The organism is Klebsiella sp. MS 92-3 (genome assembly GCF_000195655.1).
GTDB lineage: Bacteria > Pseudomonadota > Gammaproteobacteria > Enterobacterales > Enterobacteriaceae > Klebsiella > Klebsiella pneumoniae.
In genome coordinates, this window is record NZ_GL882781.1 from 9257 (window position 1) to 21480 (window position 12224).

Consider the following 12224-nt stretch of genomic DNA (forward strand, 5'->3'; position numbering starts at 1 on the left):
AGGCCTATGCCGCTCAGGGAGCGGAAGTCCTGCACCTGGTCGATCTGACCGGGGCGAAGGATCCGGCGAAGCGCCAGATCCCGCTGCTGAAATCGCTGGTCGCCGGGGTTGACGTCCCGGTGCAGGTCGGCGGCGGCGTGCGGACCGAAGCGGATGTCGCGGCCCTGCTTGAGGCCGGCGTCGCCCGCGTGGTGGTCGGCTCCACCGCGGTGAAATCCCCGGAGGAAGTGAAAGGCTGGTTCAAACGCTTTGGCCCAGAACGGCTGGTGCTCGCCCTCGACGTGCGTATCGACGCCGACGGCAATAAGCAGGTGGCGGTCAGCGGCTGGCAGGAAAACTCCGGCGTGACGCTGGAGGAGCTGGTGGAAAGTTATCTGCCGGTCGGCCTGCAGCACGTGCTGTGCACCGATATCTCCCGCGACGGCACGCTGGCAGGCTCTAACGTCTCGCTGTACGAGGAAGTCTGCGCCCGCTACCCGCAGGTGGCGTTTCAGTCATCCGGCGGCATCGGCGATCTCAATGATATTGCCGCCCTGCGCGGCACCGGGGTGCGCGGCGTGATTGTCGGTCGCGCGCTGCTGGAAGGTAAATTCAACGTAACGGAGGCCATTCAATGCTGGCAAAACGGATAATCCCCTGCCTCGACGTCCGCGACGGCCAGGTAGTGAAAGGCGTGCAGTTCCGTAATCACGAGATCATTGGCGACATCGTCCCGCTGGCCAAGCGCTATGCCGACGAAGGGGCCGACGAACTGGTGTTCTATGATATCACCGCCTCCAGCGACGGTCGGGTGGTCGACAAGAGCTGGGTGTCGCGGGTAGCGGAAGTGATTGATATTCCTTTCTGCGTGGCGGGCGGGATCAAGTCGCTGGAAGACGCGGCGCAGATCCTCTCCTTCGGCGCCGATAAGATCTCGATTAACTCCCCTGCTCTCGCCGACCCGACGCTGATCACCCGCCTTGCCGACCGCTTTGGCGTGCAGTGTATCGTGGTGGGGATTGATACCTGGTTTGATGCAGAGACCGGCAAGTATCACGTCAACCAGTATACCGGCGACGAGAGCCGCACCCGGGTGACGCAGTGGGAAACCCTCGACTGGGTGGAGGAAGTGCAGAAGCGCGGCGCAGGCGAGATCGTTCTCAATATGATGAACCAGGACGGGGTGCGCAACGGTTACGACCTGCAGCAGCTGGCGAAGGTTCGCGCGGTGTGCCACGTCCCGCTGATCGCCTCCGGCGGCGCGGGCACTATGGAACACTTCCTCGAAGCCTTCCGCGACGCCGACGTTGACGGCGCGCTGGCGGCTTCGGTATTCCACAAACAGATTATTAATATTGGCGAACTGAAAGCGTACCTGGCGGCACAGGGCGTGGAGATAAGGGTATGTTGACTGAACAGCTGGACTGGGAAAAAACGGACGGCATGATGCCGGCCATCGTGCAGCACGCCGTATCCGGCGAAGTGCTGATGCACGGCTACATGAACAAGGAGGCGCTAGAGAAAACCGAAGCCACCGGCAAGGTCACCTTTTACTCGCGCACCAAGCAGCGGCTGTGGACCAAGGGTGAAACCTCGGGCCATGTCCTCAATGTAGTGAGCATCACGCCGGACTGTGACAACGATACGCTGCTGGTGCTGGTAAACCCGATCGGGCCGACCTGCCACAAAGGCACCACCAGCTGCTTCGGCGAAACCGGCCACCAGTGGCTGTTCCTCTATCAGCTGGAGCAGCTGCTGGCCGAGCGTAAACACGCCGACCCGGAGAGCTCCTACACGGCGAAGCTGTATGCCGGCGGCACCAAGCGTATTGCGCAGAAAGTGGGGGAAGAAGGCGTGGAGACCGCGCTGGCCGCCACGGTGAACGACCGCTTCGAGCTGAAGAATGAGGCGTCGGACCTGATGTATCACCTGCTGGTGCTGCTGCAGGACCAGGGGCTGGATCTCGGGGAAGTGATTGATAATTTAAGAGCACGGCATAGGTAATAATAGCAAAGGGAGGTGTTAATATGCCTCCCTGCATAACTTTGCTCGTTAATCAGGAGTATTTCTCTGCAACTAAAATAAGCATGAAGTATTGATAAAAATATTACATTTTCCTCGTGATTAACGCTTTGATTAACCTTAAAGGTCTTGTAACTTTCCATGACAATGATGAAATAAGGGCTGAATAACGTTGAGCAGCGTTATTTAATTCATTTTGTAGTTTAGTTAATTGATCTTGCTGTTTCTGATACTCAGTCTCTAAATATGCATTTCGCTGGACCAACCTATCAATACGTTCTTTTTTCTGTGCAACGGACGCTCTTAGCTCATCAATTTCTTCTTCCCTGGCTTTAAGAACTTGATCCTGAGAAGCAATACTGGCTTGCAACTTCTCTGAAGATAAATTAGAGGATTCAAGCTCATGTAATACCCGATCTTTTAACGAGAAAAGATACTCTTCCGGCGTTAACCGAATCAGGCGATAGTGTGCCGCTTTGATAAAATCATCATAAAAATCGCTTTCATCAATATCCAATGAGGCGATGAATTCGCGTGAAGCAGTGAATAAAGAATCAAACGCCGGACCAGAAATCGTATTTAAATTCCACTCAAGAAAAGTCACTGCATAATTATTAAAGTCTCTACCACGTGAAGGCAACAAGTGCTTTGAGTCAATAAAGGAATAGAGGGCACGTAACGCATCAAGAGCACAATGCCATGATTTCTCTCTGGTCACCGATAATGAACCACTGCGGTTAATGGAATGAGAAATCAAGATCTCATCCAGGAACGCCATTCTTTTGGTAAGTAGCATAAAAGCGCTAACAAAAAATAAATCATTAGTCGTTCTTAAATCCTGGAATTGTAACCCAGTATCCAGTATAGCCTGGCGACGGAAAAGCTTATCCCAGGGCCACCAGATAAATGCATCAAAGAAATTATGAGTAATTTCATCTGATGAAAATAGTTCTTTTTGGGGGAGTAAATCTACGCGCACAGACCATGGCATTGGTGCATATGAATGGGTTTGTAGATCTAAAGACTGGCATCGGCAGATAACCACATCGGCTTGCAGCAATGCAGCATGATCATACATCCGTTTGAGCATATTAGCATCGGCATAATCGTCATCATCAAGAAAAATGATATATTCGCCACTTGCTATTTTTAACCCCATGTTACGTGATGCACCTGCACCGATATTCTGCGAATTATTCAAAAGACGTATTCGCGAGTCATTAGCGGCAAAGGACTGCAGTAGCTTTAACGTATCATCAGCTGAATTGTCATCAATAATGATGACTTCAATATCCTGTAACGATTGCGATAAAATGGAATTTAGCGTATCAGATATATATTCTGCAGCATCGTGCACAGGTATCACAACAGAGACCAGTGCACTTGAAGATCTTTCAGACATTTGATCGCCTCCCGAGTGACACGTTACAGTAACTTTAGTTAATAATATACTTCAAAAAAAATTTGATGGTAAAGAAACAATATCTGGCAATTAATAAAAAAGGATAACCGTTTGATCGACAACTATCCCTCAACCACATCATGATAAGTCTTTAGCGTTTTACTTATAATCATCCCACTCGAGAATTTATCCTGAATACGCTTACGTCCTTTAATACCCATTTCAACGCGTGCTTTAGGATTGCTAAGCAAAAAGGCAAGTTTATCAGCCAACTCTTCAGGTGAATTGCTTTTAACAATAATTCCATTATCATTATCAATAATAAGGCTATCACAACCACCGACATCATAAGCAATACAAGCGCGACCCACAGAAGATGCTTCCAGAAGAATTCGCGGAACACCTTCAGAATAAACAGATGGCAAAGCAACGATATTTGATTGCTCAATAAGATCGCAAACGTTATTCGAACGACCTAACCAGTTAATTAATCCTTGCTGATGCCAATTTTCAATGACCTGAAGGGAAATTGCATCTTTATCATTTTCGACCAGAATTCCAGCAACATTCAAAGTAAAGTGAATATTCTTACTGCGTAATATTTTCTTCGCTTCGATTAAGTCGCCCAGTCCTTTACTCCACAACATACGGCTGGCAAACAATACAACAGGGACATCGTGATTCTGTTCAAGAGAATATTTGTATATCTCTGGATTAATGCCTGCACCATCAATAACAATAGTCTGTTGTTCTTCGAGTCCAACCAACTTAGCCAGTTTTTTTCTGTCACGGTCATGTTCAAACATAAATATACAGCGCTTATTACTGGCAATATATTTATATGCAGCAATAGTAAACTGCCGCAATAATTTTAAAGGCGTGCTGTCTGAAGAAAATACTCTTCCAAGCCCAACAAAACTTACGATGACCGGCAGATTAAATTTCTTCGCGAGCACACCACCAATCAAACATGGCTTGATAGTGATGCAATGCAAGAGATCCGGTTTTTTATTTTTTATAATTTTTTGCACATCATGGTAAGTACGAAAGAAAACTAATGCATTAAAAGATTGAGCATCAAGAGTAACATTATGGCAAATAAAACCGAATGTTTTGAATTTATTTATTATGTTGTCATCAATAAAATGGCTGATGATGTGAATCTCATAACCTGCATCACGGGAGGCGATGGCACGATCAATCCAGTGTAAATCGAAGTACCAATCCGAATTTATGAAATAACACAGTTTTCTCATTGCTATGCCCACTTAATGATACTTACCACTAATACCTTTTATGCCATGTGAAATTCCACGAAGAATAAATTTCATATAGGAATATTTTTGACGTTGCCATGGCAGGATTAATATATATTTTAGGATGCGTATCGCTATCGCTGAATTGCTATACACGCCATTTTTCTGGAATATTTTCTTGGACAGGATCAAATTACGGCATAGATAGTAAACCTTCCATTCAGGTGCAATAAGTTTGCCCTGAATACTCACATCATGATAAAAAAGCAACTCCGGGCTATACATAATTTGCTCACCAGCTAATGATAGCTGATAGCCAAAGTAAAGATCATCAAAGTAGATAAAGAGCTGTTCGCGAATGTAGTCAAGACTGGTCGCGAGCAGATCACGATGTATGACCATCCCAACAAATGAAACCGTTTGTACGAACATAGAACGATTAGCTGCCGGGATAAACTCTCCAGGGTAGCGTAAATAGCGTACAGTGTCGCCAAGGGAAGTTGGCACACGCGAGAACGGCATATTCATCGGACACGGTTTTCCTTGCGGATCTTTCACCAGTCCACTAAATACCCGACATCCCCGCTTATCCAGCTGTGAAAAGGACTTCAACGTGTCTGGATAGGGGTAAGCATCGTCATCGTAGAAAAATACCCAATCACTTGCCAGCTGTTCACAGATATACTGACTACCGGTTTTAAAGCCCCCCGCCCCACCGGTATTCTCGGTGAGGGTTAATACAATGACTCGCGTATCAACAATTGACGAAAGCCAGGCTTGGGTCCCATCCGTGGACCCGTTATTGACAATAACAATATTAGTGAATTCAAGTTTGAGGGTCTCTTCAACGGTTTTTTTCAGTTTACCGAGCCGATTGAATGTCACTATCAATGCCGTATATTTCATCGTACAGAAACCGTAAACACAGGCATTGGCTGATTTTCAGTGAGTGAATTTAAATAGACTTCTGCCGTTTTCAATGCTTCAGCGATGGTCACATCCATATCAAGGTAACGGTAGGTTCCAAGACGACCGACAAAAGTGATGTTGGTTTCATTCTCGGCCAGTGACAAATATTTTTCAAGAAGGGCCATCTCTCCCATCTGGCGAATAGGATAGTAAGGTATATCATTTTCTTCACAAGCACGGCTATACTCTTTATAACAAACAGACCCGTCATGTTGTTCCCAGGGAGAAAAATATTTATGTTCAGTGATGCGAGTATAGGGCACATCCACAGAACAATAGTTCATCACTGCGCATCCCTGGTAATCACCCTGATAGATAAACTTTTTAAAATCTAATGTTCGATAGCCCAGACGGCCATATTGGTAGCCATAAAACGCATCTAATGGACCGCTATAGAATACGTGATCGTAATGAGCTCGCTCGTCAACGATAAATTCCCGCTGTAAGTCAACTTTGATATTCTCATGATTGAGAATGGACTTAATCATCTGCGTATAACCACATTTCGGCATGCCCTGAAATTTGTGATTAAAATAATTATCATCATAGTTAAAACGAACAGGAAGACGTTTAAGAATAGATGCGGGCAGTTCGGAGGGTTGCATCCCCCACTGTTTAATCGTATATCCTTTAAAAAAGGCCTCATATAACTCTTTACCAATAAAGCGTAACGCTTGCTCTTCAAAAGTTTGTGGATCAGCAATAGTGCTGTCCCCTTTCTCAGCAATGAGCGCTCTGGCCTCATCAGGCGAACAAGTTTTTGAGAAAAACTGATTGATAGTATGCAAATTAATAGGCAGGGAAAATACCTGACCATTAACTGTCGCTTTAACCCGGTTCACATAGGGCATCATCTCTGCATGCTTGTTGACATAGTTCCACACTGTTTCATTGTCAGTATGGAAAATATGGGGTCCATAAACATGTACCATCACATTCGTTTCAGAGTCGCGTGCATCATAGGAATTCCCCCCAATATGATCACGCTGATCGATAATATGGACTTGATGTCCCTTCTCAGCAAGTTGGCGACCGATAACTGCACCAGAGAAGCCAGCACCTACGATCAATATTTTTTTACTTTTCATCTGTTGTCTCTTTTATTATCCAAGAATAGCACGGCGTACTTTATAATAATATTTAGTCATCATGTTTCTTCTTGACGTGCCTATTGGTGCATATTTATTAACATAAGGCATCAATACGTTCTTGATTTTGGTCTGGAACAAGATTTGTTGTTGCGGCTCGCTATGGGTTAAACCAATCGAAGCCGCTAACGACATCTGACGTTTATAGATTTCCATCTCCCATGGAGTGTTAGCGATGTTTTCAATAAAGTCGTCGTAAAAATCGACTTTTTCGGTATTCCATGGTTTGTTCTCACCCGCATAATGAATCATTTTAGGCTTCTTGCGAGCTGCTAAAAATTTCATATACGTTGCAAACTTAAGATTAGGGAAGAAATCATCCGTGTTGCCATTACCATGATAAACGTTCCACTCTAATGGCAGAAATGTGACTCGAGAGTAGAATACTTTATTCATGATATCCTGGTCGAGGAACCAGTATTTTTTTGCCTTTAATACCCGCATCAATTCAGCAAAAGTATTTTCTTCGACCATTTGTTTGATATTAAAAACAATAATCCCTGCCTGAAAATATTCATCAGGGTTATTCATGTTTAAGGTTTTTTGTAAATATTCGCCTGCCGGCATAACGCCATCATCTGATGCCGACATTGCAGAAAATTTTACAAAACCTTCCATGACGATATCCTTAACCGCTGCAACTAAATTGTTGCCCAGAGGGACATCAAGCAGTTCACCCAGGTCAGCCTTTACAACGGTATCCGAATCAATAAATACGACTTTATCGTATCGTCTGAACAGTTGAGGAATAAAAAGACGGGCATAAGTTGATGCGCTAAAATGCGCTCGGGTATGCACACCATTTATTTCAGTGAAGGCATTAACGTCAAAAAAACGAAGAGAAATATTCGGATGAGCAGAGGTTAGATTTACTAACCGTGTTTTATTCAAATAGCTTACTTTGTTTTCGAGTACGACGATATCATAATTTTTATTTTTATCCGCATGCCGGACAATGGAATTAATTAATGCGCCACCGCTGATTGCGTAATTATCATCGAAACTGATAACAACTGGAACCGCAGAATCAAAAACTGGATTCAGTGCACCATTGAATGTTTCATTACTTACAAAGGTACGCTGTAATTCTTTTACCTTAAGCTCACCATCTTGTTGCAACTTAATTATGTAAATATTAAACAGCCGTTCAGCTATATGCCCAATAACGCGTTTTTCCTGGGCATTATAATTGTTCATCGAGATGGCATCTTCGAGATTATCCAGAATGGAAAAGAGCCACTCAGAATAATCAACAAAAATATCTTTGCGCATAACAAACATATTTGTGTAATAGCCATCACTGGCATCATTAAACGTTTTTATTGCTGTACTATACTCTGGATATAGTTTTTCAACGATGGCAATGGCAGCCTGATAATCTCGAATGTGTAAGTATTCACCCCGTTCATAGTGATCGTAATTATTTTTACTTCCCGCCGCAGTGACAGACCATTTTTTGGGCAGCAAGATATCAAAACCTTCGACACACCGTTGAATTGTTTCTTCGTTTAATCCAAAGATCTTCTCATATTCTTCATCAATGCATGGATGGTTCACTACCCCCCAGGTATCCTCAGAAAAAGTTTGTTTTTCGGAAAAATTAAGATGACGGCGATAGTGCATAAAACCGACATAGTCGGCTAGCTCTTCGTTTTTCCAAACCCAATAATGCGCAGTTAGTTCGCAATAAAACGGATTCTTAAAGGAAATATTATCGCCAGTGTCATCTCCTGGGCAACCAATTTCATTATAAGAATTTGCTTTGCCGACATGCAGAGGTTTGATAATTGCAGCATTAAGAAAAGCACTAGGCTTATGGTGGCTGGTATAGATTTTAACGCTATTGTTCATTATATTACCCAATGATTAAGCCATTGCTTGCTTGTACAGTTCAATAATTCGATCTGCAGATCCCACTTCTCTGAGTCTATGATTTTCGATCCAGATGACTCTATCGCAGATTTTTTCAACGTCACTCATATTGTGGCTAACAAACAGTATCGTCACGCCTCTTTTCTTAAAATCTCTGATGGTCTGAATACATTTAGCCTGAAAAGCGATATCACCTACTGCCAGAACTTCATCAATAATTAAAATATCCGGTTCAACCTGACTGATGACAGAAAAACCTAACTTAGCTAGCATTCCGCTTGAATATACTCTGATGGGCTCGTCGATGAATTCTCCAAGTTCCGAAAATTCAATAATACGTTCCATACGTTGCTGGACCTCTTTACGCCTAAGGCCCAGCAGAGTAGCATTCAGGTAAATATTCTCACGCCCGGTAAGTTCCGGATGAAAGCCTCCGCCGAGTTCAAGCATCGATGCCACCCGTCCTTCAGTGGTGACGGTTCCCTTAGTTGGCTTAATCACGCCGGCAACCAGACCAAGAGAGGTACTCTTTCCTGCCCCATTACGTCCAATCAGGGCAACAGCCTCACCTTTGCCAACTGTAAAGGATACGTCTTCGATAGCTAAATATTTCCGCCCCTTCAGCAACTGAAAAGCGCGTTTCGGATGGAAAATTAAATCTTTGATTCCTGAGCCAATATGATGGTACAGAGGATACTCTTTTGTAACATGACTGAAGTTAATAACTGGGTGCATTACAAGATCTCTGCAAATCGATATTTTAATTTATTGAAAATAGACAAACCGACAACCGTCAAAATGATTCCCGTAAAATAGAGTATAGAAATATACTCATAATTAAGAGTCCCATTCATGAATAAATCACGCCAACTAAGAATCATACTCGCTAGCGGATTGTAGGTAATTATCCAGCTAAACTTTTCCGGAATCATATCAGACGCATATAAAATCGGCGTACAATAAAACATCAGCATAATCCCCAGACTGACAAAGCGCTCCAGGTCACGGAAAAACAGGTTCAGCGTTGAAAAGATGATTGAAACACCAAAGGTGAAAATAACCTGGCCAATAGCAATGAGAGGTATACCCCAAACCCAGGACAAGGACGGCGTCATGCCATAAACAAAAAGAAAGACAACAATAACCGGGATGGTGCAAAGAAAATGCAAGCCTTCCATCATCACATTACTTAGCGGAATCACGGACCGGGGAAAAACTGTCTTCTTGATAATTTGAGCGTTAGCGATGAATGAAAATAATGAGTTAGTGGCCGAACTGGCAAACCATTGCCACGGAAACAAGCCGGTAATGAGGAAAACTGTATAATTTGGAATTTGTACTCTCATTACCAGCTTAAATATAAAATAATAAATCATGGCAAAAAGCAATGGATTTGCTACTGACCATAAATAACCTAGCATGCTGCTCTTATAGCGCACTTTTAGATCTTTATTTGTTATCACAACAAGCAAATCAAATAAATACCCTAAATTGTACTTCATCTTTATACTCATAAATTATTCTGCAAATATCCACTGAATGAGTTAGTCATACCAGGTCTACCTCGCCGATCCTGTCAGGCTCAACAATCGAGAAACTGACTGCTTTGTGCTGCGGGCAAAGTTTATCAGGTCAGCTGCCATTCATCGACTGCAACCAATGATTTGAACGGAAGCGCAAGCGACACCCCAGCCATAAACGATAAAAACCCTTTTGATTCAATAAATTAAAAAATCACCTGGTGTTTTCTTCCACGCTACCGCCATTGGCTATCGCAACCAAAATGCGTGATCCACCGATTTTTTAGCACTCACATCCGTTCAAACCGCACTGTAGATGGCATTACTGTTCAGTACAGCCATGCATCTCGTTACCTTAGCTGCAAAAAGGCTTTACTCTGGCGTTTCCCTTCTCCGTTAGCTATCAGGACTTTCTCATTTCCGCAAGCAACATGCCTGGCGTAGCACTCCCCTCGCCTGCTCATCACGCCCTTACATGCAAAAGAACCATCTAAGGACAGCATGAAATTCTGAAATAATTTCTTGCATATTAATAACAACTTTTGGTGATGATTTATCAAGCAATACCTAAGTCTGCTAAATAGAACGGCAGCGTATTATAACTCTGCAAGTAAGGAATTAAAGTAAAAATCCGGTGCATGGCTTTTTCAATGTAAAAATGGACACACTTTAGACGATATCATGGCATTATCGCTAAATGAGCTCTCGGCAAACAAACACACCGGGCAAACTAAAGTAACAATCTTTACTCTACGAGGCCAGACCGCGTCTAAAACCTAGCAATACTCGATAAAACCGAAACAAACAGATAACCCATTGTTTATATTGGTTTCTATAGTGCTTTTCATCTTCTGAATGGCTTAATACCTTTCACGAATGATAATTAATTACAAGGCATTTACTCTCAGACGCCGCTGTTTACAGTTACTTGCATATCTTGTCATGGCAAAGCAAGTGATCCCAACCGCAAGCCAGTGTAAAATCGGCACTTATGTAGAACGGGATATCCACACCCCGGAGGAAAAATATGAAGTTTTTGGTCACTGGTGCCGCAGGTTTTATCGGCTTCCATATCGCGCAGCGCCTGCTGAATGAAGGGCATGATGTTGTCGGAATCGACAACATGAACGACTATTATGACGTCAGCCTGAAGCAGGCCCGTCTGGATCGCCTGGCATCTCCGGCATTCCATTTCCAGCAGCTGGATCTGGCCGACCGTGAAGGTATGGCAAAGCTGTTCGCCACAGAGCAATTTGATCGTGTGATCCACCTGGCCGCCCAGGCCGGCGTGCGCTACTCGCTCGAAAACCCGTATGCCTACGCAGACGCTAACCTGATGGGGTATCTGAACATTCTGGAAGGCTGCCGTCATACCAAGGTGAAACACCTGGTGTACGCCTCCTCCAGCTCGGTTTACGGCCTTAACCGTAAAATGCCGTTCTCCACCGAAGATTCCGTCGATCATCCGGTCTCCCTGTATGCCGCCACCAAGAAAGCTAATGAGCTGATGGCGCACACCTATTCTCACCTGTACGGCATCCCGACCACCGGGCTGCGCTTCTTTACAGTTTATGGTCCGTGGGGTCGCCCGGATATGGCGCTGTTCAAGTTCACGAAAGCGATGCTGGAAGGAAAAAGTATCGACATTTACAACTACGGCAAAATGAAGCGCGACTTCACCTATATCGACGACATCGTCGAGGCGGTGGTTCGGGTGCAGGATGTGATCCCGCAGGCCAATGCCGACTGGACCGTTGAGAGCGGTTCCCCGGCCACCAGTTCCGCGCCGTATCGGGTATATAACATTGGCAACAGCTCACCAGTGGAACTGATGGACTACATCACCGCCCTGGAAGAAGCGCTGGGAATGGAAGCGCAGAAGAATATGATGCCGATCCAGCCGGGAGATGTGCTGGACACCAGCGCAGACACCCAACCGCTGTATGACCTGGTGGGCTTTAAGCCGCAAACTTCAGTGAAGGACGGCGTGAAGAACTTCGTGGAGTGGTTCAAGGATTACTATCAGATCTAATCCCCCTGCCCTCCCCCCCCCCAC

Annotated in this window: 11 protein-coding genes; 4 read left to right on the top strand and 7 right to left on the bottom strand. The window is 44.6% G+C overall.

Going from position 1 to position 12224, the window contains the following annotated elements; translation table 11 throughout:
* The 3 genes from HMPREF9538_RS18550 to hisIE form a co-directional block, all read left to right on the top strand.
* Positions 1 to 632: 1-(5-phosphoribosyl)-5-[(5-phosphoribosylamino)methylideneamino] imidazole-4-carboxamide isomerase (locus HMPREF9538_RS18550; protein WP_009484565.1), on the top strand; the 632-nt coding region annotated here is incomplete at its 5' end.
* Complete coding sequence (gene hisF, locus HMPREF9538_RS18545; protein WP_004180497.1) at positions 614 to 1390, top strand: imidazole glycerol phosphate synthase subunit HisF; 777 nt, start codon at positions 614 to 616, stop codon at positions 1388 to 1390. The genes HMPREF9538_RS18550 and hisF, both read left to right, overlap by 19 nt.
* On the top strand, positions 1384 to 1983 hold the full coding sequence (gene hisIE, locus HMPREF9538_RS18540) for a bifunctional phosphoribosyl-AMP cyclohydrolase/phosphoribosyl-ATP diphosphatase HisIE (protein WP_009484566.1): 600 nt from the start codon (positions 1384 to 1386) through the stop codon (positions 1981 to 1983). Before hisF ends, hisIE begins: the two co-directional genes overlap by 7 nt.
* Before the next feature lie 103 nt (positions 1984 to 2086).
* Here the strand turns inward: hisIE and HMPREF9538_RS18535 are convergent, their stop codons facing one another.
* From HMPREF9538_RS18535 to rfbA, 7 genes are all read right to left on the bottom strand, one after another.
* Positions 2087 to 3403 carry a glycosyltransferase gene (locus HMPREF9538_RS18535; RefSeq protein WP_032420509.1) on the bottom strand — a complete coding sequence of 439 codons (1317 nt, stop codon included), beginning with the start codon at positions 3401 to 3403 and terminating at the stop codon, positions 2087 to 2089.
* A 122-nt stretch (positions 3404 to 3525) separates the two neighbouring features.
* Positions 3526 to 4671, bottom strand: a complete 1146-nt coding sequence (locus HMPREF9538_RS18530) for a glycosyltransferase family 4 protein (protein ID WP_171805134.1) — start codon at positions 4669 to 4671, stop codon at positions 3526 to 3528.
* The gene (locus HMPREF9538_RS18525) at positions 4672 to 5565 is read right to left on the bottom strand and encodes a glycosyltransferase (RefSeq protein WP_004180501.1); all 894 of its coding nucleotides are present in this window, start codon (positions 5563 to 5565) and stop codon (positions 4672 to 4674) included. It lies immediately after the preceding gene.
* Positions 5562 to 6716: a UDP-galactopyranose mutase gene (rfbD, locus tag HMPREF9538_RS18520; protein ID WP_009484569.1), complete on the bottom strand. Its 1155-nt coding sequence runs from the start codon at positions 6714 to 6716 to the stop codon at positions 5562 to 5564. Before rfbD ends, HMPREF9538_RS18525 begins: the two co-directional genes overlap by 4 nt.
* Positions 6717 to 6731: 15 nt before the next feature.
* A complete protein-coding gene (locus HMPREF9538_RS18515) occupies positions 6732 to 8627 on the bottom strand; it encodes a DUF4422 domain-containing protein (protein ID WP_009484570.1) in 1896 nt (631 codons plus the stop codon).
* Between the two features lie 15 nt (positions 8628 to 8642).
* Positions 8643 to 9383, bottom strand: coding sequence for an O-antigen export ABC transporter ATP-binding protein RfbB (gene rfbB, locus HMPREF9538_RS18510; RefSeq protein ID WP_002912371.1), 741 nt, complete (start codon positions 9381 to 9383; stop codon positions 8643 to 8645).
* Entirely contained in the window at positions 9383 to 10150 is a 768-nt protein-coding gene (gene rfbA / locus HMPREF9538_RS18505) for an O-antigen export ABC transporter permease RfbA (RefSeq protein ID WP_002912373.1), read from the bottom strand. The genes rfbB and rfbA overlap by 1 nt, the downstream gene beginning before the upstream one ends.
* A 1045-nt stretch (positions 10151 to 11195) precedes the next feature.
* Here rfbA and HMPREF9538_RS18500 point away from each other — a divergent pair.
* Positions 11196 to 12200, top strand: coding sequence for an NAD-dependent epimerase (locus HMPREF9538_RS18500; protein ID WP_009484571.1), 1005 nt, complete (start codon positions 11196 to 11198; stop codon positions 12198 to 12200).
* Positions 12201 to 12224: the final 24 nt, after the last annotated feature.

Bases quoted from the DNA above. Each gene is read 5' to 3' on its own strand.
- hisF (WP_004180497.1), top strand. From the start codon at position 614: ATGCTGGCAAAACGGATAATCCCCTGCCTCGACGTCCGCGACGGCCAG.
- hisIE (WP_009484566.1), top strand. From the start codon at position 1,384: ATGTTGACTGAACAGCTGGACTGGGAAAAAACGGACGGCATGATGCCG.
- HMPREF9538_RS18535 (WP_032420509.1), bottom strand. From the start codon at position 3,403: ATGTCTGAAAGATCTTCAAGTGCACTGGTCTCTGTTGTGATACCTGTG.
- HMPREF9538_RS18525 (WP_004180501.1), bottom strand. From the start codon at position 5,565: ATGAAATATACGGCATTGATAGTGACATTCAATCGGCTCGGTAAACTG.
- HMPREF9538_RS18500 (WP_009484571.1), top strand. From the start codon at position 11,196: ATGAAGTTTTTGGTCACTGGTGCCGCAGGTTTTATCGGCTTCCATATC.
- rfbD (WP_009484569.1), bottom strand. From the start codon at position 6,716: ATGAAAAGTAAAAAAATATTGATCGTAGGTGCTGGCTTCTCTGGTGCA.
- rfbB (WP_002912371.1), bottom strand. From the start codon at position 9,383: ATGCACCCAGTTATTAACTTCAGTCATGTTACAAAAGAGTATCCTCTG.
- rfbA (WP_002912373.1), bottom strand. From the start codon at position 10,150: ATGAAGTACAATTTAGGGTATTTATTTGATTTGCTTGTTGTGATAACA.
- HMPREF9538_RS18515 (WP_009484570.1), bottom strand. From the start codon at position 8,627: ATGAACAATAGCGTTAAAATCTATACCAGCCACCATAAGCCTAGTGCT.